This is a genomic window from Streptomyces sp. NPDC044003, assembly GCF_056435185.1.
Window position 1 is genome coordinate 505,705 of record NZ_JBWKFA010000003.1, and the last position, 23,261, is coordinate 528,965.

20 protein-coding genes are annotated in these 23,261 nt (G+C 72.4%); 13 read left to right on the forward strand and 7 right to left on the reverse strand.

The window, feature by feature from the left end:
* Window positions 1–33: 33 nt before the first annotated feature.
* Entirely contained in the window at window positions 34–1,800 is a 1,767-nt protein-coding gene (locus tag AC07AW_RS14295; RefSeq protein ID WP_478815731.1) for a CoA transferase, read from the forward strand.
* A complete protein-coding gene (locus AC07AW_RS14300) occupies window positions 1,797–3,455 on the forward strand; it encodes a class I adenylate-forming enzyme family protein (RefSeq protein WP_478815732.1) in 1,659 nt (552 codons plus the stop codon). The genes AC07AW_RS14295 and AC07AW_RS14300 overlap by 4 nt, the downstream gene beginning before the upstream one ends.
* A gap of 56 nt (window positions 3,456–3,511) precedes the next feature.
* Here AC07AW_RS14300 and AC07AW_RS14305 read toward each other — a convergent pair whose 3' ends face one another.
* Genes AC07AW_RS14305 through AC07AW_RS14315 form a run of 3 tightly spaced genes read right to left on the reverse strand, consistent with a single transcriptional unit; the run spans window position 3,512 to window position 5,786 of the window.
* Complete coding sequence (locus AC07AW_RS14305) at window positions 3,512–4,327, reverse strand: metal ABC transporter solute-binding protein, Zn/Mn family (protein ID WP_478815733.1); 816 nt, start codon at window positions 4,325–4,327, stop codon at window positions 3,512–3,514.
* Window positions 4,276–5,154 (reverse strand): metal ABC transporter permease, encoded by an 879-nt coding sequence (locus AC07AW_RS14310; protein WP_478815734.1) that lies wholly within the window; start codon window positions 5,152–5,154, stop codon window positions 4,276–4,278. Before AC07AW_RS14310 ends, AC07AW_RS14305 begins: the two co-directional genes overlap by 52 nt.
* Window positions 5,151–5,786, reverse strand: coding sequence for a metal ABC transporter ATP-binding protein (locus tag AC07AW_RS14315; RefSeq protein ID WP_478815735.1), 636 nt, complete (start codon window positions 5,784–5,786; stop codon window positions 5,151–5,153). The genes AC07AW_RS14310 and AC07AW_RS14315 overlap by 4 nt, the downstream gene beginning before the upstream one ends.
* A 147-nt stretch (window positions 5,787–5,933) precedes the next feature.
* Between AC07AW_RS14315 and AC07AW_RS14320 the strand changes: the two genes are divergently transcribed.
* A complete protein-coding gene (locus tag AC07AW_RS14320) occupies window positions 5,934–6,698 on the forward strand; it encodes a DJ-1/PfpI family protein (RefSeq protein ID WP_478815736.1) in 765 nt (254 codons plus the stop codon).
* 33 nt (window positions 6,699–6,731) lie between these two features.
* On the opposite strand, the gene AC07AW_RS14325 is transcribed toward AC07AW_RS14320, so the two are convergent.
* The 4 genes from AC07AW_RS14325 to AC07AW_RS14340 all read right to left on the reverse strand — a co-directional run bounded on the left by AC07AW_RS14325 (window position 6,732) and on the right by AC07AW_RS14340 (window position 11,388).
* Window positions 6,732–7,433, reverse strand: coding sequence for a FadR/GntR family transcriptional regulator (locus AC07AW_RS14325; protein ID WP_478815737.1), 702 nt, complete (start codon window positions 7,431–7,433; stop codon window positions 6,732–6,734).
* A gap of 85 nt (window positions 7,434–7,518) precedes the next feature.
* Window positions 7,519–8,562, reverse strand: coding sequence for an ABC transporter permease (locus AC07AW_RS14330; RefSeq protein ID WP_478815738.1), 1,044 nt, complete (start codon window positions 8,560–8,562; stop codon window positions 7,519–7,521).
* A gap of 2 nt (window positions 8,563–8,564) precedes the next feature.
* Window positions 8,565–10,151: a sugar ABC transporter ATP-binding protein gene (locus tag AC07AW_RS14335; protein WP_478815739.1), complete on the reverse strand. Its 1,587-nt coding sequence runs from the start codon at window positions 10,149–10,151 to the stop codon at window positions 8,565–8,567.
* Between the two features lie 187 nt (window positions 10,152–10,338).
* Window positions 10,339–11,388 carry a sugar ABC transporter substrate-binding protein gene (locus AC07AW_RS14340; protein WP_478815740.1) on the reverse strand — a complete coding sequence of 350 codons (1,050 nt, stop codon included), beginning with the start codon at window positions 11,386–11,388 and terminating at the stop codon, window positions 10,339–10,341.
* 475 nt (window positions 11,389–11,863) lie between these two features.
* On the opposite strand from AC07AW_RS14340, the gene AC07AW_RS14345 reads away from it, so the two are divergent.
* The 10 genes from AC07AW_RS14345 (at window position 11,864) to AC07AW_RS14390 (ending at window position 23,196) form a co-directional block, all read left to right on the forward strand.
* Window positions 11,864–12,715 carry a fumarylacetoacetate hydrolase family protein gene (locus tag AC07AW_RS14345; protein WP_478815741.1) on the forward strand — a complete coding sequence of 284 codons (852 nt, stop codon included), beginning with the start codon at window positions 11,864–11,866 and terminating at the stop codon, window positions 12,713–12,715.
* Window positions 12,716–12,726: 11 nt separating this feature from the next.
* Entirely contained in the window at window positions 12,727–14,064 is a 1,338-nt protein-coding gene (locus AC07AW_RS14350; RefSeq protein ID WP_478815742.1) for an enolase C-terminal domain-like protein, read from the forward strand.
* Complete coding sequence (locus AC07AW_RS14355) at window positions 14,061–14,819, forward strand: SDR family NAD(P)-dependent oxidoreductase (RefSeq protein WP_478815743.1); 759 nt, start codon at window positions 14,061–14,063, stop codon at window positions 14,817–14,819. Before AC07AW_RS14350 ends, AC07AW_RS14355 begins: the two co-directional genes overlap by 4 nt.
* Window positions 14,816–15,826, forward strand: a complete 1,011-nt coding sequence (locus tag AC07AW_RS14360) for an aldo/keto reductase (RefSeq protein WP_478815744.1) — start codon at window positions 14,816–14,818, stop codon at window positions 15,824–15,826. The genes AC07AW_RS14355 and AC07AW_RS14360 overlap by 4 nt, the downstream gene beginning before the upstream one ends.
* A complete protein-coding gene (locus AC07AW_RS14365) occupies window positions 15,823–16,134 on the forward strand; it encodes an L-rhamnose mutarotase (RefSeq protein WP_478815745.1) in 312 nt (103 codons plus the stop codon). The genes AC07AW_RS14360 and AC07AW_RS14365 overlap by 4 nt, the downstream gene beginning before the upstream one ends.
* Window positions 16,131–17,042: an amidohydrolase family protein gene (locus AC07AW_RS14370; protein WP_478815746.1), complete on the forward strand. Its 912-nt coding sequence runs from the start codon at window positions 16,131–16,133 to the stop codon at window positions 17,040–17,042. Before AC07AW_RS14365 ends, AC07AW_RS14370 begins: the two co-directional genes overlap by 4 nt.
* Complete coding sequence (locus AC07AW_RS14375; RefSeq protein WP_478815747.1) at window positions 17,033–17,773, forward strand: (Fe-S)-binding protein; 741 nt, start codon at window positions 17,033–17,035, stop codon at window positions 17,771–17,773. The genes AC07AW_RS14370 and AC07AW_RS14375 overlap by 10 nt, the downstream gene beginning before the upstream one ends.
* The gene (locus AC07AW_RS14380) at window positions 17,770–19,269 is read left to right on the forward strand and encodes a LutB/LldF family L-lactate oxidation iron-sulfur protein (protein ID WP_478815748.1); all 1,500 of its coding nucleotides are present in this window, start codon (window positions 17,770–17,772) and stop codon (window positions 19,267–19,269) included. Before AC07AW_RS14375 ends, AC07AW_RS14380 begins: the two co-directional genes overlap by 4 nt.
* Window positions 19,266–19,913, forward strand: coding sequence for a LutC/YkgG family protein (locus tag AC07AW_RS14385; RefSeq protein ID WP_478815749.1), 648 nt, complete (start codon window positions 19,266–19,268; stop codon window positions 19,911–19,913). The genes AC07AW_RS14380 and AC07AW_RS14385 overlap by 4 nt, the downstream gene beginning before the upstream one ends.
* Window positions 19,914–19,998: 85 nt before the next feature.
* Window positions 19,999–23,196 carry a glycosyl hydrolase family 95 catalytic domain-containing protein gene (locus AC07AW_RS14390; protein ID WP_478815750.1) on the forward strand — a complete coding sequence of 1,066 codons (3,198 nt, stop codon included), beginning with the start codon at window positions 19,999–20,001 and terminating at the stop codon, window positions 23,194–23,196.
* The last annotated feature ends 65 nt before the right edge of the window (window positions 23,197–23,261 follow it).

A 23,261-nucleotide genomic window follows, 5' to 3' on the forward strand; every position in this document is an offset into this window, starting at 1 on the left:
CGCCGGCCACCGCCGCGCCAGGAGAGGAGAGGCATGGCGTCACCAGCGACCACGCACACCGCGGTCCGCCGCCCGCTCGACGCACTGCGGTGCGACATCGCCGGGCCCGAGGCCCTGACCGGGGTCGTCGCCGACCACCTGCGGCGGCTCGGGGCGCGCATCCGCGAGGAGGACTCCAGGGAGATCACGCTGGAGGGCGACGGGTTCGAGTCCGTCTCCGCGCGCACCGACTGGGGTGCGCCCGGCTCCGGCATCGAGGACGAGGCCACCGCCCAGGCCGCCACCGGCGTGATGGCCGTGCACGGCCGCCGCCACGGAGCGCCGCGCGGCCTCGGTGTCGACTACCTGGCCACCGCCACCGGCGTGCTCACCGTCCAGGGACTTCTCGCCGGACTCATCGGCCAGGCCCGCGGCGGCGCGGCGGCACGCGTCACCACGACCGCCGACCGCGCCGGCCTCCTCACCGTGTCCCAGTACCTCGCGGCCGCCGGGGCCGACGAGCCCGAGGCCGTCGAACTCGCCCCAGGTGGCCCGCCGTTCAGCTCCGCCGAAAGTGTCCTGTTCGAGCTGGAGACGCTCGACCCGGGGGCGTGGGCGGCGTTCTGGCGCGCCCTGGGCGCCCCCGCCGACGCGATACGGACGGGCTGGCGGCCCTTCCAGTTCCGCTACGCCACTGCCTGCGCGCCCTTCCCCGTCGTCCTGCACGAGGTGACTCGGCTCCACACCTGGGAACGGATCCGGCAGGCGGCAGGCCTGTCCGGCGCGGAGGTGTGCCGCCTGCGCACACTCGCCGAGCGGGCGGGTGAGGGCGACGGCGCCGACCCGTGGACTCTCGAAGCGCTGGGGCAGCGAGGCGGGGCCACCGCCACGCCTCCGGCCCAGGACCGACCGCTGGCCGGTCTGACCGTCCTCGAAGCGGGCCGCCGCATCCAAGCACCGCTCGCGGCCCACCTGTTGGGACTGCTCGGGGCGCGGGTGATCCGGGTCGAGCCGCCGGGCGGCGACCCGCTGCGCGGCATGCCGCCCGCCTGCGACGGGGTCTCGGCCCGCTGGCTCGCCCTCAACCGGGGCAAGGAGGCCGTCGAGATCGACATCAAGTCGCCGGCCGACCGGCACCGGCTGCGCGAACTCGCCGCCGCCGCCGACGTCTTCCTGCACAACTGGGCCCCGGGGAAGGCCGGCGAGCTGGAACTCGACGCCGAGCACCTGGCCGCCGTGAACCCCTCCCTCGTCTACGCGTACACCGGCGGCTGGGCCGACCGGATCGCCGACGCCCCCATGGGCACGGACTTCATGGTGCAGGCCCGCACGGGCGTCGGCGAGGCCGTCCACCCCGCCGGCGAACCGCCCGTACCGTCCCTGATGACGCTCCTCGACCTCCTCGGCGGCCTGCACGGCACCGAGGCGGTCCTCGCCGGGCTGCTCCTGCGCGAGCGCACCGGCCACGGCGTGCGGGTCGACTCCTCCCTCCTCGGCGCGGCCGACACCCTGCTCGCCCCCGCTCTCCACCGGGTCCGTCAGGGGCTCGACCCGCGCCCGCCCGCCGGATTCCGGCACCCCCTGCGGACCGCCGACGGCTGGATCGCTCCCAGCGACGCCTGCGCGGCCGCGGCCGCCGCGTACGACGTGCGGGGCATGTGCACCGAGGACGCCCTGGATCAGCTGCGGTTCCACGGTCTGACGGCCACCGCCGTCACCACCGACCTGTCCGCCCTCCACCACGACCCGCGCCTGTCCGGCTCGATCAGCCGGGACGCGCACCGCGCCCCCGCCGTTCCCGACCCCTGGAGCTTCGCGTGACCGTCGCCCTGACCGACCTCCTCCCCGCCCGGCTGCGCCGCTCGTGGGCGGTGGACGGCACCTGTCCCGACCTGGACCTCTACAGCCTGTTCAGAGCCCGGCAGATCGCTGATCTGCACCGCACGGCCGTCATCGACGCCAAGGGCACCCTCTGCTACACGGCACTCGACCGCAAGGTCCGCTGTCTCGCCGAAGGACTGCGGGGGATCGGCATCCGCGCCGGGGACGTCGTGGCCGTCCAACTGCCCAACCACCGCAACGCCGTCATCGCCGATCTGGCCATCGCCGCCCTCGGGGCGGTCGCGCTCCCCTTCCCTGTCGGGCGCGGCGCCGTGGAGGCCGAGTGCCTGCTGCGCCGCGCCGAGGCCGCCGCCGTGATCGTGGCCACCGAGCACCGGGGCCGTACCCACGCGGCTGATCTCGTCACCCTCGCACGGGCTCTGCCCGCTCTCCGGCACGTGATCTCCGCCGGTCCCGGAACCGCACCCGCAGGAACGATTCCGCTCAGAGAGCTGCTGCGCACCGACCCCACCGCCTTCGTCCCGGCCCGCCCCGACCCCGACAGCGCCGCGCGCATCCTCGTCTCCTCCGGTTCGGAGGCGGAGCCGAAGATGATCGCGTACTCCCACAACGCCCTGGCGGGCGGCCGGGGGAACTTCTTCGCCTCCCTCATGCCCGACGGCACCCCGCCCCGCTGCCTCTTCCTCGTCCCGCTCGGCTCGGCCTTCGGCTCGAACGGCACGGCCGTCACCCTCGCCCGCCACGGCGGCACGCTCGTCCTGCTCGACCACTTCACCCCCGAGACCGCCCTCGCAGCCGTGCGCGAACACGCCCCCACCCACATCCTCGGTGTCCCGACGATGATCCGGATGATGCTGGAGGCCCTGGAGAAGGAGGACGGTCCGCTGCCGGCCCCCACCGCGCTCGTCCTCGGTGGTGCCCCCCTCGACGCGGCCACGGCCACGGCGGCGGCCGAGGCGTTCGGCTGCTCCGTCGTCAACCTGTACGGGTCGGCCGACGGCGTCAACTGCCACACCGGGCTGAACCACCACGTGCCGCCCACCGACCGCTCCGGCGTCGTCGCGGGCACGCCCGACCCGCGGGTGGCCGAGATCCGCATCGCCGACCCCGAGTCCCACGAGCCGCTGCCCGACGGTTCCCTCGGCGAGATCGTCTCGCGCGGCCCGATGACCCCGCTCCGCTACGTGGCCTCGCCCGAGCTCGACGCCCGCTACCGCACGCCCGAGGGCTGGGTCCGGACCGGCGACCTCGGCTACCTCGACGACGAGGGCGTCCTGCACGTCGTCGGCCGTCTCAAGGACGTGGTGATACGCGGCGGGGCGAACATCAGCCCCGCCGAGGTCGAGCGCGAACTCGTCTCCCATCCGCAGGTGCGGGACGCCGTGTGCGTCGGTGTCCCCGACCCCCTGATGGGAGAGCGGCTGGCCGCCTGCCTGGTGGCCAAGGGCACGCGCCTGCCGAGCCTCGCCGAGCTCGGCGCGTACCTGACCGGGCGGGGTCTCGACCGGCACAAGCACCCGGAGCGCCTGCTCCTGCTGGCCGAACTGCCGCTCACCGCGGCGGGAAAGCCCGACCGGGCCGCACTGCGGAGGCTGGTCGCGGAGGGGCAGGGCGTCGCGCTCGCCCAGGCGTGAAGGAGGGGGAGGGCCGCGCACCGCGGTCCTCCCCCTCACGTCCGGTCGTGGACCGGTCAGGCTCCGGACAGGGCCTTCTTCATCTCGGCGGCCGCGTTGCGGTACACCACGAGAAGGTCCAGGTCCTCACCCGGGTAGTTCACGATCTCGACCTGCTTCGCGCCCGAGTCCGGAAGGACCGGGCCCGTCGACATGTGGGCGTTGTCGAGGACGAAGGCGGGCTTCTTCGCCGAGAGCGTGGCCAGTTGGGCGGGCGTGACGGGCTCCGGGCCGTACGTGCCGACCGGCGTGGCGCCGGCCAGACCGGCCGCCCAGCCGGTGAAGACCTGGGTGACGACGACAGGGCTCCTGCCGCCCGGCCAGGCGGCCTTGAGCTCGCCGTTCAGCTTCTTCACCTCGCCGTCGAGACGGGTCTTCCACCGGGTGGCGGCGCCCTTCGTGCCGAACAGGCCGCCCAGACGCGTGACTTCGGCGCCTGCCGCGGCCGGGTCGTTGTCGAGGTTCACCTCGACCAGCTTCGCCTTCGAGCCGGCCGCCTCCTTGATCTTCGCGGCGTACGGCTCGAACGGCGCGTACAGCACGAAGTCGGCCTTCGCGATCGCGGCCAGGTCGGACGGCTTCGGGTCGTAGTCGGGCGCGTGGTGCACCGACTGCGGCACGATCACCGTGACGTCCTCGGCCCCGGCCGCCTTGGCGAAGGCACCCTCCCAGGTCGTCGTGGCCACCACCACCGGCTTGTGGCCGGCGGCCTCGTGGTCCGACGGGTTCGAGGAGGAGGCGTCCTCGCTCCCGCACCCCGTGAGCAGCGGCAGCGTCGCGCTCAGTGCGAGGAGTGAAGTGAGACGGGCGGTACGGACGCGGGTGCGCGCCATGAGCTGTTTCTCCGTTCGGGAATGAGGTGTGCGGCGAGGACCACGGCCCCCGCCGTCAGGACCAGGACCGGCCCGGGGGGCCAGTCCAGCCACAGGGCCAGCAGGAAGCCGGTGAGATTGACGGCGACGCCGATGCCGACCGCCCACAGGGTGATCGACCCCAGCGAGCGGCCCAGGCGCCGCGCGGCGAGCGCGGGCAGCAGGGTGAGGGCGTCGACGAGAAGAGCGCCGGTGAGCTTGATGGCTCCGGCGACCGCCACCGCGACGAGCACGAGGAGCGCGGTGGTGAGGAGACGGACCGGTACGCCCGAACACTGGGCGAGCTCCCGGTCGTACAGGAGCAGCGCCACCTCGCGACGCCGCCACCAGAAGAGCGACGGCACGGCCACGGCGAGCGCGCCGAGGACGACGAGGTCGGCGGTGCCGACCGAGAGGATCGACCCCCACAGGAGCGCGAACGCCCCGGAGGCGTTGACGCCGGACACGGCGAGGACCAGGAGGGCGGCGGCGATCGCCAGGCTCATCAACAGGCCCATGGCACCGGAGAGGCCGTCCGGCGTACGGGCCAGCGGCGCGACTCCGGCCCCCGACAGGGCACAGGCCGCGAGCGCGCACAGCATCGGATCGAGGCCGGTCAGCAGACCGACCGCGATGCCGAGGAGCGCCACGTGCATCATGGCGAACCGCACCGGCATGATGTCGAGACCGACGATGACGACGCCGATCACCGGCAGCCCGACGGCCGCCAGGAGCAGGGCCGCGCCCGCCCGCTGCACCGGCACGAGCTGGAGCATGGCACCGAGATCGGCGGCCGCGAGCGTGTTCACCGCACCTCCCTCAGCCGGCCGGCGGCCATCTCCAGGACCCGGTCGCAGCGCTCGGCGAGCGCCCGGTCGTGGGTCACGACGACGAGCGTGACCGGCAGCGCGGTCAGCACGTCCGCCGCCTCCTCCTGGCCGTCGAAGTCGAGGGCGGCGGTCGGCTCGTCGGCCAGCAGCACCTGCGCGCCGGCGGCGACGCAACCGATCGCCCGCGCCAGGTACATCCGCTGCAACTGGCCACCCGACAGCGTGCCCACGGGCCGGCCGGTCAGCTCGCCGACGCCCAGCCGTGTCGCTGCCTCGGCCGCCTCCACGGGCGCCCCGCCGCTCGCCAGCAACTCGTCCCCGCGCAGCGGGAACCGCCCGGCGGCCGGCTTCTGCGGAATCCACGCACACGACCGCCGCCGCCACGCCCACTCGGCGGCCGAGCGCGCCGCGCGCCCGCCGACCTCGATGAAACCGCTCGTCTGCCGGTGCAGACCGAGCACCGCACGCAGCAGCGTCGTCTTCCCGGACCCGTTCGTCCCGGTGAGCGCCACGCGCTCACCGGCGGCGATCTCCAGATCCACCCCCGCGACGGCCTCGTTGCGGCCGTGCCGGCAGGCGACTCCGCGCATGCGTATGTCCAGTCCGCCCATCCTCTGCCTTTCGCCGCTGTCGTGCCGGTGCGGTGAAGGAGTCGGACGTGGGGCACGCCGAGTTCCCGCGGACCGGCCGGGAACCCCGGAGCGCCGCCGCCCGACCCCCTCCGTGACAGCTCGCCCCCTCCGGAACAGGAGCCCCACATGAACCGCAGGCAGTTACTCCGCGCCACCACAGCCCTGGGCGCCACAGGCGCGCTGGCGGGCACCGCCGCCGTCCCCTCCACCGCGGCCGCCGTCCCTTCTGCCGCGGCCGCCCCCACCACCGCGACCGCCGCCGAGCCGACCCGGCCTCTGCGCGTCCATGTCGCGATGTTCGACGGAGTCGAGGAACTGGACTTCGCCGCCCCGTACGAGGTCTTCTCCGCGGCCGGGTTCTTCACCCCGCGCCCGGTCGAGGTCCGGTACGTCTCCGCCACCGGCGCCCGCACGGTCACCGGCGCGTACGGCACGACCGTCCGCGGCATCCGTCCCTGGGCCCCCGAGGACGCGGACCTGCTCGTCGTCCCGGGCGGCGGCTACGCGCGCCGCGACAGCCCCGGCGTCTGGGCGGAGATCGACCGCGGCACCCTGCCCCGCGCCCTCGCCGACGCCGTACGCCCCGGCCTCACCGTCAGCGCCCTGTGCACCGGCGTGATGCTCCTGTCCGCCGGCGGCCTCACCAAGGGCCGCCCCTGCACCACCCACCACAAGGCCAAGCCGGACCTCGAACAGCAGGGTGGCCTGGTGAAGAGCGCGCGCGTCGTCGACGACGGCGACCTCGTCACCGCCGGTGGTGTCACCTCCGGCCTCGAACTCGCCCTGTGGCTGGTCCGCCGGGAGATCGGCCCGGACGCGGCGAACAGCCTGGAGGCCATGCTGGAGCACGAGGCGCGCGGCACCGTCTGGACGTCGTCTCCGACCGTCTGAGGCGGCGAGAAGTCTGCTCGCTTCTCCGGGAGGTCAGTCGTCGATGGATCCCAGCGAGTCGTCGTCCAGGCTCGCCGCCAGCCACTGCTCGACGGCGCTGATGTGGGTGGTCGCGGTGGAGACGGCGAGCAGGGTGTCCCGCGCCTCCAGTGCGCGGAGGATCTCCTCGTGGTCCCTGTGGGCGTTCTCCAGGGCGTGGCTGGTCCGGCTGCCGCGCATGATGCGTACACGCTGGGTACGGGTGGAGAGCACGGACAGCAGCATGGACAGCACCGGGTTGCCGACGGCTTCGACGATCCTGAGGTGGAAGGCGATGTCGTGCGCGACGAACTCCTCGACGGTGGCCGCGGAGCGGCACTGGTCGAGGAGCTGACGCAGTTCCCTCAGGTCGTCCGGCTGCAGCAGGGCGGCGGCGAGTCCGGTGGCCTGCGGTTCGAGCAGCCTGCGGACCTGGAGCAGTTGCAGGGCGGTCTGCCCCTGGGAGACGTCGGCCGCGAAGGAGAGGCTCTCCAGGAGCAGGTGGGGCTCCAGACTGGAGACGTACGTGCCGTCGCCCTGCCGGGTGATCAGGATCCGCATGGCGGTCAGCGCACGGACGGCCTCGCGCAGCGAGCTGCGGGACAGGCCGAGCTGTTCGGCGAGGACCTCTTCCTTCGGAAGGCGGGAGCCGGGTGCGAGTTCGCCGGTGACGATCATCGCCTTGATCTTGTCGATGGCCTCGTCGGTCAGTGCCACGCGTGTGTCTCTCCAAGCCGGTGCGTACGGGGCGGCGGCTCCGCCCGTCCGGTGCGCACCGGGCGGAGCCGTTCGTGAGGTGAGGCTATTCCTGCTTCTCGCCGGAGGCGAAGCGGGAGATGACCAGGGCGACGATGATGATGAGGCCGTTGAGGAACTGGTTCCACAGGGGCGGCACCCCCGCCAGCGTCATGACGTTGACGACGAGCTGGAGGGTCAGCACACCCGTGAGGGCTCCGAACACCGAGCCCTTGCCGCCGTTGAGGCTCACCCCGCCGATGACGGTCGCCGCGAAGACCTGGAAGATCCAGCCGCTGCCCTGGGTCGCGGAGATGGAGCCGTAGTGGCCGCTGTAGAGGATACCGGCGAACGCGGCGAGCACACCGCCGACGACGAGGGCGATCCACACGGTCCGTTCGACGCGGATGCCGGCGGTGCGGGCCGCCTCGGGGTTGCCGCCGATCGCGTACAGGGCCCGGCCGTGCCGCAGCCAGGCCAGCGCGCTGCCACCGATCGCGAAGAGCGCCGCGCAGACCCAGATGGCGGCGGGCACGCCGAGCCAGGACGCCTTCCCCAGGTAGGTGAACGACGGCGGCAGGTCGATGATGGACTGGCCCTCGGACAGGGCGACCTGGAGGCCGCGCAGCATGGTGAGGGCGCCCAGCGTGACGATGAAGCCGTTGAGGCGCAGCTTGAGGATCAGGAATCCGTTGACGGCGCCGATCAGCGCGCCGACGAGCAGGCACAGCGGTACGGCCGTCCACCCAGGGAGGAGCCCGAGGCCGCTGAACCGGCCTCCGTCGGTGGGCAGGACCAGCCAGACGGCGACGAGCGGAGCGACGCCGATGGTCGACTCCAGGGAGAGGTCCATCCGCCCGCAGATCAGGATGAACGTCGTGGCGAGGACGAGCAGGCTCAGTTCGGTGGACTGCTGGGCGACACCGATGAGGTTGTCGGCGGTGAGGAAGGCCGGCGAGACGATGAACCCGATCAGGCCGAGTACCAGGATGGCGGGGACGAGGGACAGCTCGCGGAAGCGGCCGAGGTCGGCGCGGCGGCGTGCGGGACCCGCGGCGGCCGGCTCCGCCGCGCTCGTCGCGGGCTCGGTGAGATCTGTGGTGGCGGACATGACTACCTTCCGTGCTTGTCGGTGCCGGATGCCTGGGGTGCGGTGCCGGCGTCGGCGACGCCCTCGATCGCGGCGACGACGTCCTCGTCCTTCCAGCCGCGCCGGAACTCGGCGACCACCCGTCCGTGGAACATGACGACGACCCGGTCGCACACCTTGAGGTCGTCGAGCTCGTCGGAGACGATCAGCGCGGCCTTGCCGCTGTCGGCGACCTGCCGGATCCTGCCGAGCAGGAACTCCTTGGACTTGACGTCCACGCCGTTCGTGGGCCGGATGGCCACCAGGACCTGGGGGTCCGTGACGAGGGCGCGGGCGACCACGACCTTCTGCTGGTTGCCGCCGGAGAGAGCGGAGACCGGGGTGGCGGCCCCCGGGGTCTTGATGTCGAGATCCCGGATCATGCGCTGGGCGAAGACCTTCGTCCGCGAGGGCAGCACCGTGCCGAACGGGCCGAGCTGATCCGTGACGGTGAGCGTCGCGTTCTCCGCCACGCTGCGGTCGTTCACCAAGCCCTGGAGGTGGCGGTCCTCGGGGACCAGACCGACTCCGGCGGCGAGGGCGGACGGCACGCTGCCGGTGCGTACGACCCTGCCGCCTGCGGAGATCCTGCCGTCCTTGGCGCGGTGCAGACCGGCGACGGCCTCGCCCACCCGCACGTTGCCGCTGGCCGCCGAGCCGGCGAGCCCGACCACCTCGCCCGAGCGGACCGAGAGCGACAGCTCCTCGCAGGCACCGGGCAGCGTGAGCGCGTCGATGGTCAGCAGCTCCGGGGCGTCGGCGGGCTCCGCAGGGGGCCTGCCCTGCATCACGGGCGTGACGGAGGCGGACTCGCCGGTCATGGCCTCGACCAGCTCGTGACGGCCGAGCCGGTCCACCGGTGCGGTGAGCACGTGTGCCGCGTCCCGGTAGACCGTGACGGTGCTGCAGAGGTCGTACACCTCTTGCAGGTGGTGGGAGATGAAGAGGAAGGCGACGCCCTGCTCCTGGAGGTCGCGGAGCTTGTCGAAGAGGCGGCCGATGCCACGGGCGTCGAGCTTGGCGGTCGGCTCGTCGAGGATGATGAAGCGGGCGCCGAAGGACAGTGCCCGGGCGATCTCGACGAACTGCCGCTGCTCGACGGTGAGGTCCTTCGCCCGTGCGGCGGGGTCGACTTCCACCCCGAATTCGCCGAGCAGCTCCTCCGCGCGGACCCGGAGCTGCTTCCATCGGATGCGCCGCAGCGGTCCGGCGCTCTGCCGGTTCAGGAAGAGGTTCTCGGCGACCGTGAGGTCGCCGATGACCGTGGAGTGCTGGTAGACGCAGGCGACGCGGGACCGCCAGGCGTCGATGTCGCCGACGGCGGGTGCCGGTGCGCCCGAGAAGCGCAGGGATCCGGTGTCGGGCCGCTGGAGTCCGGTGAGGACGGACACGAGCGTCGACTTGCCGGCGCCGTTGCGTCCGACCAGGGCGTGCGACTCGCCCGCCGCGACGCTGATGCGGGCGTCGCGCAGGGCGACGGTCGCGCCGAACCGTTTGGTGATGCCGGTGGCCTCGGCCACCGGGGCCGGGTGCCCGGGGCCTGTCGTCGGGGCGGTCGCGGTGTCCGCCATGGTGGATACCGTCCTTCGGGTGCGGATGCCGGGGTGCTGGGGTGCTGGGGTGCCGGGGTGCCGGGGTGCGTGGGTGCCGGGGAGCTGAGGTGCTGAGGGACGCGGGGAGTGGCGCGAGGAGTGGCGCGGGGAGTGGCGCGGTGCGGGGAGAGGACGACGTCACCCTCCCCGCCGCGGGTGTCGGCGGTCAGCCGACGTTGTTGCCCCACAGGGCCTTGTCCTCGACGTTCTCCTTGGTCACCAGCGGAGCGGGCAGCTGGTCCTCCAGACCGTTCGGGATCTTGACGACGGTGGAGCCGTGGTCCGTCGCACCCGGCTGGAAGGTCTTGCCCTCCGTCGCGGCCTTGGCGTAGTACAGCGCGTACTTGGCGTAGAGGTCGGCGGGCTGGGAGACGGTGGCGTCGATCTGGCCCTTGCGGATCGCGTCGAACTCCTGCGGGATGCCGTCGTTGGAGATGATCGAGATGTGGCCCTTCGCGCCGGCCGGCTTCAGCAGGCCCTTCTGTTCGAGGAGCGCCAGGGTCGGCTGCAGGAAGACGCCGCCCGCCTGCATGTAGATGCCGTTCAGGTCCGGGTTCTGGGCGAGCAGCGACTGGAGCTTCGCGGAGGCCACGTCGCCCTTCCAGTCGGTGGGCAGCTCGAAGACCTTGATCTTCGGGAACTTCGTCTTCATGCACGCGGCGAACGCCTCGGAGCGGTCGCGCCCGTTGATGGAGTCCAGGGCGCCCTGAAGCTCGGCGACCTTCCCCTCGCCGTTCAGCTGCTTGCCGAGGAACTCGCAGGCCTTGGTGCCGTACGCCCGGTTGTCGGCCCGGACCACCATGTAGACGTCGCCCTTGTCCGGCCGGGTGTCGACGCTGACCACCGGGATCTTCGCCGCCGCCAGGGTGTCGAGGGTCGAGGCCACGGCCCCGGTGTCCTGGGGCGCCATGACGACGGCCTTGGCCCCGGTGTTCTGGAAGACCTGCACGTTGGCGACCAGCTTGGTGACGTCGTTCTGCGAGTTGCTCAGCGGCAGGGTGTGGACGCCTCCGGACGCGATGTCCTTGTTCAGGTACTGCGCGTAGGAGTTCCAGAAGTCGGAGTCGGAGCGCGGCAGATCGATGCCGATGGCCGGCTTGCCGCCGCCGGACGCGGTCGAGTCCGCGCCCTCGCGGTTGCACGCGGTGGTGAGGGACAGCGCCGCGAGGACGGCGGCGGCTGCCGTGGCGGTGGAACGGGTGCGAGCGAGCTTCATGGCGGTGTTCTCTCCTGAGCCGGGGCGGGGGGCCGCAGAGCGAGGGCGGGAGGGGGCGGACTCTCCCGAGGGGAACGGCAGTAGGTGCAGCCGGTGACCGAGGCTTCGGAGGCGGGTGGACGCATCGCGGCGGCAGGGAGCGGACGCTGGAGACATCCCAAAATTCCTCCGATGTATCTCGGACGTCGAGGACGTTACGACGGTGTTGCCGACGTTGACAAGAGTCCGCTCCCACCGAATTCCCGGACGTCCAGGGGCAGAGAACTGCCTTAATGGAAAGGCCTTGAACCGGGCCGCGTTCCCTCACTCGTAGAGACATCGGATGTATCCGTTGCGGGTCCCGCCCCGTTGTGTCTACAGTCGCGTTGCCGCCATACATCCGATGACTCTGTCCCCCCCGCCTGAAGGCGCGGGCCATCGAAGACGTCTGCGGTCGACCTCCTCGACGAACCAGCCATGGCAAGGGAGTTGTCCTGTGAAACTGCTACGTGTCGGTGCCCCCGGTGAGGAGCGGCCCGCCGTCCGCACCGACGACGGCCGGCTGCTCGACCTCTCCTCCGTCACCGCCGACATCGACGGCGCCTTCCTCGCCTCGGGCGGTCTCGACCGCGCTCGTACGGCACTGGCGGCCGGGTCCCTGCCCGAGCTCGAACCGGAAGGACTACGCGTCGGGGCACCCGTGGCCCGCCCCGGCAAGGTCGTCTGCGTCGGCCTGAACTACCGGGACCACGCCGCCGAGACCGGCGCGCCGATCCCCGCGCGGCCGGTCGTGTTCATGAAGGACCCGGGCACGGTCGTCGGCCCGTACGACGAGGTGCTGATCCCCCGCGGCTCGGTGAAGACCGACTGGGAGGTCGAACTCGCCGTCGTCATCGGCCGCCGGGCGCGCTACCTCGACGGGCCGGCCGCCGCACGAGCCGTGATCGCGGGGTACGCGGTCAGCCACGACGTGTCGGAGCGCGCGTTCCAGCTGGAGTACTCGTCCCAGTGGGACCTGGGCAAGTCCTGCGAGACCTTCAACCCCCTCGGCCCCTGGCTCGTCACCGCCGACGAGGTCGGCGACCCCCAGAACCTCGGACTGCACCTGAGCGTCAACGGTGTGAAGCGGCAGGACGGCCACACCGGCGACATGATCTTCCCGGTCGACCACATCGTGTCGTACCTCAGCCAGTACATGGTCCTGGAGCCGGGCGACGTGATCAACACGGGCACGCCCGCGGGCGTCGCCCTCGGCCTGCCCGGCACCCCCTTCCTCACCCCCGGTGACAGCGTCGAGCTGTCCGTCGACGGGCTCGGCAGCCAGCGCCAGACCTTCGGCCACGCGTGAAAGGCACCCCCGTGACTGCAACCCCCGCCCGGATCACCGCGGTCGACACCTTCGACGTCCGCTTCCCGACCTCACGGGAGCTGGACGGCTCGGACGCGATGAACCCGGACCCCGACTACTCCGCCGCCTACCTCATCCTGCGCACCGACGCCGGCGACGGGCACGAAGGACACGGCTTCACCTTCACCATCGGACGCGGCAACGACGTCCAGGTCGCCGCCATCGACGCGCTGCGGCACCACGTGGTGGGACGCCCCGTGGCGGAACTGTGCGCCGACCCGGGCTCACTCAGCCGCGACCTGATCGGAGACAGCCAGCTGCGCTGGCTCGGCCCCGAGAAGGGCGTGATGCACATGGCGATCGGCGCCGTCGTCAACGCCGTGTGGGACCTCGCCGCCAAGCGCGAAGGCAAGCCGCTGTGGCAGCTGCTCGCCCACGCCGAGCCGGAGTGGCTGGTCTCCCAGGTCGACTTCCGCTACATCGCCGACGCCCTCACCCCGGAGGAGGCCCTCCATCTCCTCCACGAGGGGCGGGCCGGACTCGCCGAGCGCGAGACGGCCCTGCTGGAACGCGGCTACCCCGCCTACACGACATCCCCGGGCTGGCTCGGCTACCCCGACGACAAACTCACCCGGCTCGCCCGGCAGGCCGTCGCGGACGGCTTCACCCAGATCAAGCTCAAGGTCGGCGCCGACCTCGACGACGACATCCGGCGGCTGCGCACCGCACGTGCCGCCGTCGGTGCCGGCATCCGCATCGCCATCGACGCCAACCAGCGGTGGAACGTCGACGAGGCGATCGACTGGACCGAGGCCCTCGCCGAGTTCGACCCGTACTGGATCGAGGAGCCCACCAGCCCCGACGACATCCTCGGCCACGCGACGATCCGCAAGGCCGTCGCGCCCGTGAAGGTCGCCACGGGCGAGCACGTGCAGAACCGTGTCGTCTTCAAGCAGCTCCTGGAAGCCGGCGCCATCGACGTCCTCCAGATCGACGCCGCCCGGGTCGGCGGCGTGAACGAGAACCTCGCGATCCTGCTGCTCGCCGCCAAGGCCGGTGTGCCGGTCTGCCCGCACGCCGGCGGGGTGGGACTGTGCGAGCTGGTGCAGCACCTGTCGATGTTCGACTACCTGGCGCTGTCCGGCACCACGGAGAACCGCGTGATCGAATACGTCGACCACCTCCACCAGCACTTCACCGAGCCCGTGGTGATACGCGACGGCCACTACACCGCACCGCTCGCCCCCGGCTTCTCCGCCGCCATGCGGACGGAGTCCATCGCCGAGTACCGCTACCCGGACGGAACCTTCTGGGTCGCCGACCGCACCGGACAGGAGAACGCGGCATGACCGAGCTGGCAGGCCTCAGGGCCGTCGTCACCGGCGGCGCTTCCGGCATCGGACGGGCCACGGCCCGCGCGCTGGCCGCCCGCGGCGCGGCGGTCGCCGTGCTCGACCTCGACCCGGCCGGCGTACCCGAACCGCTGCTCGCCCTCAAGGCCGACGTCGGCGACGACGCCTCGGTACGTACGGCCGTGGACGCCGCCGCCGCACAGCTGGGCGGCATCGACATCCTCGTCAACAACGCGGGCATCGGCGCCGCCGGGACCGTCGAGGACAACGACGACGAGCAGTGGCACCGCGTCCTGGACGTCAACGTCGTCGGCATGGTCCGCACCACCCGGGCCGCCCTGCCCCATCTGCGCCGCTCCGCGCACGCCGCCGTCGTCAACACCTGCTCCATCGCGGCCACCGCAGGGCTGCCGCAGCGCGCCCTGTACTCCGCGAGCAAGGGGGCCGTCCTGTCCCTCACCCTCGCCATGGCCGCGGACCACGTCCGCGAGGGCATCCGGGTCAACTGCGTCAACCCCGGCACCGCCGACACCCCCTGGGTGAGCCGGCTCCTGGACGCCGCCGACGACCCCCGGGCCGAGCGCGCCGCCCTCGAAGCCCGCCAGCCCATGGGCCGCCTGGTCACGGCCGAGGAAGTGGCGGCCGCCATCGTCTACCTCGCCGGCCCGGCCGCGGCCAGTGTCACCGGAACCGCCCTCGCGGTCGACGGCGGCATGCAGGGACTGCGGCTGCGCCCGGCGGTCCAGTCGTGAGGACCACCACCCCGGGCGGCGGCGAACCCCGTGTCTCACGGCTGGCGCTGGGCTGCGCCGCCCTCGGCAACCTCTACGAGCCGGTGAGCGACGAGGCGGCCCACGCCACCGTGGACGCCGCCTGGGACGCCGGCGTCCGCACCTTCGACACCGCACCCCACTACGGCCTCGGTCTTTCGGAACGACGCCTCGGGGCGGCCCTGCACGGCCGCCCCCGCGACGCGTACACCCTCTCCACCAAGGTGGGCCGCCTCCTCGTGCCCGACACGGAGGGCGGCACCGGCGACGACCTCGCCGACGGCTTCGCCGTTCCGACGACCCACCGCCGCGTCTGGGACTTCAGCGCCGACGGCGTGCGGCGCTCCCTGGAGGCGAGCCTGGACCGCCTCGGCCTCGACCGTGTCGACATCGCCCTCCTGCACGATCCGGACGACCACGCCGAGCAGGCCCTGCGCGAGGCGTACCCGGCGCTGGAGCGGCTGCGCGCCGAAGGCGTGGTCGGGGCGATCGGCGTCGGGATGAACCAGTCCGCGCTGCCCACCCGCTTCCTGCGCGAGACCGACATCGACGTGGTCCTCCTCGCCGGCCGTTACACCCTGCTCGATCAGGACGGGCTCGGCGAGCTGCTGCCGGAGGCGGCCGCGCGCGGCCGTCGCGTGATCATCGGAGGCGTGTTCAACTCCGGCCTGCTCACCGCTCCGAAGCCGGGTGCCACGTACGACTACGCGCCCGCCCCGCAGCCGGTGCTCGACCGTGCCCTGCGGCTCCTGGAGATCACCGAACGCCACAGCGTCCCGCTGCGCGCCGCCGCCCTGCACTTCCCGTTCGCTCACTCCGCCGTCGCGAGCGTCCTGACGGGTGCGCGGTCCCCCGAGGAGGTGCGCGACACCGTGGAGCAGCTGCGCCGGCCGGTCCCGGACGCGCTGTGGGACGACCTGCGCGCCGAGGGTCTCCTCGCCCCCGGCGCCCCCGTCCCCCATGCCGGACCGTCGAAGGAGGAGTCATGAGGGTCGCCCTGCACACCAGGGTCCGCGCCGACCGCGTCGAGGAGTACGAGGCGGCGCACCGCGAGGTGCCCGAGGAGCTGACCGCCGCCATCCGCGCCGCCGGCGTGAGCGCGTGGACCATCTGGCGCAGCGGCACCGATCTGTTCCACGTCCTGGAGGTGGACGACTACGCGTCGATGATCGCCGCGCTCGAGAAGCTGCCGGCCAACATCGCCTGGCAGGCACGGATGGCCGAACTCCTGGACGTCGTCCACGACTACTCCGCCGAGGGAGCGGACGCCTCGCTGCCGGTGGTGTGGCAGCTGTGACCGCCTCCTACCCCGAGCTCCGTGTCGTCGACGCCCACCATCACGTCTGGCAGCTGTCCGTACGCGACCAGGACTGGATCTCCGGACCCGAACTGGCGCCGCTGCGGCGCGATTTCACCCTCGCCGACCTGGAGCCCGAGGCCCGCGCGGCCGGGGTCGCCGCCACCGTGCTGGTGCAGACGATCACCGTGCCGGAGGAGACCCCGGAATTCCTCGCCCTGGCCGCGCGCAGCGACCTGGTCGCCGGTGTGGTCGGCTGGACCGACCTGACCGCCGTCGACGTCGCCGACACCCTCGCGCGCCTGCGCGAGGGACCCGGCGGCGCGTACCTCGTCGGCATCCGCCACCAGGTGCAGGGAGAACCGGACCCCCGCTGGCTCGTGCGCCCCGACGTGCTGCGCGGTCTGGCCGCGGTCGCCGAGGCGGGACTCGTCTACGACCTCCTGGTGAAGCCTCATCAGATCGAGGCCGCTACCGAGGCCGCCGAGCTCCTGCCGGGACTCACCTTCGTCCTCGACCACCTGGGCAAACCGCCCATCGGATCCGGTGAACTCGACCCCTGGGCCCGGCGGATCCGACGGCTCGCCTCCCTGCCGAACACCGTCTGCAAACTCTCCGGCATGGTCACCGAGGCCGACCGGGACGCATGGACGCCGGACGACCTCAAGCCGTACGCCGACACGGTCGTCGACGCCTTCGGTCCGGAGCGGCTGATGTACGGATCCGACTGGCCCGTCTGCCGTCTCGCGGCCACCTACGCCGAAGTCCTCGGCGCCGCACACGAGGTGACGGCACGGCTCGATCCAGCGGAACGCCACGAGGTCTTCGCCGGCACCGCCACGCGGACCTACGGGCTGACCGTCACCGGATCCCCGGGTGGTACGCCGAAGGAAACACCATGCGCATAGCCCTCTTCATCACCTGCTTCAACGACACGATGTTCCCCCGTACGGGCCGCGCGGTCACCGAACTCCTCGAGCGCCTCGGCCACACCGTCGAGTTCCCGCAGGAGCAGACCTGCTGCGGCCAGATGCACTTCAACACCGGATACCGCCCCGAGGCGCTGCCCCTGGTGCGCCGCTTCACCGAGGTCTTCGCGGGCTACGACGCCGTCGTCGCCCCCTCCGGATCGTGCGCGGGCATGGTGCGCGACCACCACCGGGTGCTGGCCGCCCAGCACGGGGACCCGGCCCTCGCCGAGGCGGTCGAGCAGGTGGTGCCCACGGTGTACGAGCTGTCGGAACTCCTCGTCGACGTGCTCGGCGTCACCGACGTCGGGGCCTACTTCCCCCACCGCGTCACCTACCACCCGACCTGCCACTCGCTGCGCATGCTGCGGGTCGGGGACCGGCCCCTGCGACTGCTGCGCGCCGTCCGGGGCATCGACCTCGTCGAACTGCCCGACGCCGGATCCTGCTGCGGCTTCGGCGGCACGTTCGCGCTGAAGAACGCGGACGTGTCCAACGCCATGCTCTCCGACAAGATGCGCCATGTCCAAGGCACCGGCGCCGAGTTCCTGTGCGCGGGCGACAACTCGTGTCTGGCGCACATCGGCGGCGGTCTCTCCCGCCTCCGTACGGGCGTCGGCACCCTGCACCTGGCCGAGATCCTGGCCTTCACGGAAGGACACGCACGGTGAGCGGTGCCGACAACGTCGTATGGCTGGGCGCCCCGGCCTTCCCCGAAGCCGCGCGCGGCGCGCTCGCCGACACCCGGTTGCGCGCGAACCTGCGCCGGGCCACCGGCACCATCCGGGACAAACGGCTGGCTGTCGCCGCCGAACTCGAGGACTGGGAGGAGCTGCGGGAGAAGGCGGCTGCCGTCAAACGGCACACGCTCCGCCACCTGGACCACCACCTCCTGCGCCTGGAGGAGACGGTGACCGCGGCGGGCGGAACGGTCCACTGGGCCGCCGACGCCGCGGCGGCCAACCGCATCGTGACCGAGCTGGTCCGGGCGACCGGCGAGCGCGAGGTCGTCAAGGTCAAGTCGATGGCCACGCAGGAGATCGGCCTCAACGAGGCGCTCGCCGACGCCGGCATCCGCGCCTACGAGACCGATCTCGCCGAACTCATCGTGCAGTTGGGAGGCGACCGCCCCTCCCACATCCTCGTGCCGGTTATCCACCGGGGCCGCTCCGAGATCCGGGAGATCTTCCGGCGGGAGATGGGGGAGTGGGGCAGGCCCGCCCCCGACACGCTCACCGACGACCCACGCGAGCTCGCCGAAGCCGCGCGGCTCCACCTGCGGGAGAAGTTCCTCCGGGCCAAGGTCGCCGTCTCCGGAGCCAACTTCGCCGCCGCCGACACCGGCACGGTGGTGGTCGTGGAGTCGGAGGGCAACGGGCGCATGTGCCTGACCCTGCCGGAGACCCTGATCACCGTCATGGGCATCGAGAAGGTCCTGCCCAGCTTCGCCGACCTGGAGGTCTTCCTCCAGCTGCTGCCCCGCTCCTCGACCGGCGAGCGCATGAACCCGTACACCTCGCTGTGGACCGGCGTCACCGACGGAGACGGACCGAGCACCTTCCATCTCGTCCTGCTCGACAACGGCCGCACCGCCACCCTGGCCGACGAGGTGGGCCGTCAGGCGCTGTCCTGCATCCGCTGCTCGGCCTGCCTCAACGTCTGCCCGGTGTACGAGCGCACCGGCGGTCACGCCTACGGCTCCGTCTACCCCGGGCCGATCGGCGCCGTCCTGACCCCGCAGCTCGTCGGCGTCGAGAACGCCGCCTCCCTGCCCTTCGCCTCGACTCTGTGCGGTGCCTGTTACGACGCCTGCCCCGTGAAGATCGACATCCCGGAGGTGCTGGTCCATCTGCGGGCCGAAGCCGTCGAGGCGGAGCGGCGGGGCCGTCTGCTGCCCACCACGGAGGCGCTGGCGATGAAGGCCGCGAGTGCCGTCCTGTCCTCGCCGGGGCGGCTGGCCGCGGTCCAGAAGCTCGCCGCCCTCGGAGCCCGTCTGGTGACTCGCGACGGCCGGATCGGCGCGCTGCCGGGGCCGTTCGCCCGCTGGTCCGGCACCCGGGACACGCCCGTGCCGCCCCGGGAGTCGATGCGCGCCTGGTGGCGCCGTACGAGAACGGGCACGCGAGACGCGGGCCGTACGGAGACCGAGGGGAAGGAACGGCGATGAGCGATCGTGAGGCCGTCCTGAGCGCGGTGAGGACGGCGCTGGCCGGCGTACCGGACTCCGAGAGCCCCGACGACACTCCGCCGCGAGGCCCTGGCGCCGACCACGCGGGGCCGGACGTCGTCGCGCTGTTCGTCGAGCGCGCCGCCGAGTACCGGGCCGTGGTGGTCAAGGTGGCGGCGGCCGACGCCGCCGCGGCGGTCGGCCGGGCGTTGGCGCGTACCGGAGCGCGGTCCGTGGTCGTGCCGCCCGGACTTCCCGCGGATCTGCTCCCGGAGGGGCCGTGGTCGTGGCTGGCGGACGTACCACCCCTGACGGTGGGCCGGCTGGACAGGGCGGACGCCGTGGTCACCACCGTCGCCGCCGGCATTGCCGTCACCGGCACGGTGGCCCTCGACCACGGCCCGGGTCAGGGCCGCAGGGCGCTGACCCTGCTGCCGGACCAGCACGTCTGCGTGATCAGGGCGGACCAGATCGCCCCCGACGTGCCCGAGGCGCTGGGCCTGCTCGACCCGTACCGACCGCTGACGCTCGTCTCGGGACCTTCGGCCACCAGTGACATCGAACTGGACCGCGTGGAGGGCGTGCACGGGCCGAGGGTCCTGGACATCGTCGTGATCGAGGAGGGGAGCCCCCGCTTCCCCTGAGCCCCCCCGCTTCCCCTAGCCCCCCGCTTCCCCTAGCCCCCACTTCCCCCGTAAGAGAACCCCTCCATGGATGGGAGACCGTGCCATGTCCGATGAGGCCCAACCGCAGCGACGAAGCATCCTCAAGTTCGGCGGTGCCTTCGCCCTCGCGCCTCTGATGACCCAGCTGACCGGCGGGACCCCTGCCGGAGAAGCCGCCGCCGCGCCGGCCCCCGCGTCGGCGGCCGTCCAGTGGCCGACCCTCTCGCGTACGGCGCTGAAGTACCCTGTCCCGGCCCTCGACTGGCAGTCGCAGGCCCTGCCGATCGGCAACGGCCGACTGGGCGCCATGCTCTTCGCCGACCCCGACCAGGAGCGCATCCAGTTCAACGAGCAGAGCCTGTGGGGCGGGGTCAACGACTACGACAACGCCCTCGCGGGCAAGCCGGACAGCGATTTCGACACCGGCATGACCGGCTTCGGCTCGTACCGGAACTTCGGTGACGTCGTGGTCTCCTTCCACGCCCGCCCGAAGGTCTCGGCGCCCGGAGGCCCGTACCGGACCTCCTCGACGGAGGGCGTCGACAAGACGTACGACGGCACGCCGAGCACCAAGTGGTGCATCGACGGACCGGGCGCGAAGGTGCAGTGGCAGGTCGAGCTGCCCGCCCCCGTCGCGGTCGCGTCCTACCGTCTGACGAGCGCCAACGACGTTCCGGAGCGCGACCCGCAGGAATGGACCCTGTCCGGTTCCTCCGACGGCGCCACCTGGACCACGGTGGACAGCCGCACTCTGGCGACGCCTTTCGAGAGCCGCTTCCAGACGAAGGAGTTCACCTGTGCCGGCACCGGGGCCTACCGCTTCTACCGCTTCGACTTCGTCCCCAAGGCCGGAGTCAGCCACTTCCAGGTGAGCGAGATAGCCCTGTCCGGAGTCGACCTTGCCGGGGGAGGTGCGATGTACCTGTCCTCGCCGAGCGGACACTCCGAGGGATCCGGCGCCGGGGCCGGGGCGCAGGACATCTCTCGTTCGTTGGACGCCGATCCCGCCACCGTCTGGCGGGTGGAGGGAGACTCACCCGCGGTCGTCTGGCAGGCCGACCTGCCCCGCGCGGCCGTCGTCACCTCGTACGCGCTGACAGCGGCCCCGGACCGCCCGCAGGACGACCCCCGGCGGTGGGCGCTCGAGGCGTCGCAGGACGGGCAGGCCTGGGTGACCCTCGACGCGCAGAACCCTGGCGCGCCCTTCGCCGCCCGCGGTGAGACCCGGACCTACCGGATCACCAACACCACGGCCTACCGCACCTACCGGCTCACCTTCACCCCCGGCACGGCGTCCACCGGCTTCCAGATCGCGGAGGTCGCCCTGGCGGGTACGGGTCTCGACACGCGCACGCTGCGCACGTTCGTCGACTACCAGCGGGCCCTGGACTTCGCCCAGGGCCTCCATGTCACCCGCTTCGGCGCACCGGGACGGCGCGCCCTGCGGGAGGCCTTCGCCAGCCGGTCCGCGGACGTCATGGTCTTCCGGTACACCTCGGACGCCGACCGGGGACTGTCCGGAGTGATCTCCCTGACATCCGGACAAGAGGGGGCTCCGACCACCGTCGACGCCACCGCCGGGAGGATCGCCTTCCGCGGCGTCATGGGCAACGGTCTCCAGCACGCGTGCACCGTCCAGGTCGCGCACACGGACGGAGAGGTGCGTGCGGAGGGGGCGACGCTCCGGTTCAGCGGCTGTACGAGCCTGACTCTGCTGCTCGACGCCCGCACCGACTACAAGCTCGACGCCGCCGCCGGGTGGCGCGGAGTCGATCCGGAACCGGTCGTCGTGAGAACGCTCGACGCGGCGGCAGCCCGGTCCTACGAGGAGCTGCGCGAGGAGCACACCGCCGCGACACGGGCCCTCATGAACCGTGTCTCCGTCGACTGGGGCACATCCGACGACACAGTCGTCGCCCTCCCCACCCCCGTCCGGCTCGCACGGTACGCGGCGGGCGGGCAGGACCCGACCCTCGAACAGACGATGTTCGACCTCGGACGGTATCTGCTGATCAGCTCCTCGCGGCCGGGAGGACTGCCCGCCAACCTCCAGGGGCTCTGGAACGACAGCAACGCGCCGGCGTGGGCCTCCGACTACCACACCAACATCAATGTGCAGATGAACTACTGGGGAGCCGAGACGACGAACCTGCCGGAGTGCCACGAGGCGCTCGTCGGGTTCGTCCAGCAGGTGGCGGTCCCCAGCCGCGTGGCGACCCGCAACGCCTTCGGCGCGGACACCCGGGGCTGGACAGCCCGTACCAGCCAGAGCGTCTTCGGCGGCAACGCGTGGGAGTGGAACACCGTCGCGAGCGCCTGGTACGCGCAACACCTGTACGAGCACTGGGCGTTCACCCAGGACATGGACTACCTCCGCACCGTCGCGTACCCGATGATCAAGGAGATCTGCTCGTTCTGGGAGGGGCACCTCAAGGAACGCGAGGACGGATTGCTCGTCGCGCCGAACGGCTGGTCCCCCGAGCACGGGCCGCGCGAGGACGGGGTCATGTACGACCAGCAGATCATCTGGGACCTGTTCCAGAACTACCTCGACTGCGAGGCGGTACTCGGCGCGGACCCCTCCTATCGGGCCACGGTCGCGGACCTGCAGGCGCGCCTCGCGCCGAACAGGATCGGCCGGTGGGGGCAGTTGCAGGAGTGGCAGGAGGACATCGACAGCCCCACCGACACCCACCGCCACACCTCGCACCTCTTCGCGGTCTACCCGGGCCGGCAGATCACCACGAGGACGCCGGACCTCGCGGCCGCCGCCCTGGTCTCGCTCAAGGCGAGGTGCGGAGAGCGGGAAGGCGTCCCGTTCACGGCCGCGACGGTGTCGGGCGACAGCCGCCGCTCGTGGACCTGGCCCTGGCGTGCGGCCCTCTTCGCCCGCCTCGGCGACGGGCACCGCGCCGGGATCATGCTGCGCGGGCTGCTGACGTTCAACACGCTGCCCAACCTGTTCTGCAACCATCCGCCCTTCCAGATGGACGGCAACTTCGGCATCTCGGGTGCCGTGGCGGAGATGCTCCTGCAGAGCCACGACGGCGTCATCCGGCTGCTGCCCGGGCTCCCGGACGAATGGAAGGCCAAGGGGTCCTTCAGGGGTCTGCGCGCCCGCGGAGGATACGAGGTCAGCTGCGCATGGCGGGACGGGAAGGTCACGTCCTACCGGATCGTGGCCGACCGGGCGCCCGCCCGGGCGACCGTCGCCGTGCGGGTGAACGGCGTCGACAGGAACGTGAAGCCGGCCAAGCGCTGACGCCGGGAACCCGGAAGGCCACTGCCGCCGCGGGGGCGGGCCCGTCCTCATGACGGAGCGGGTCC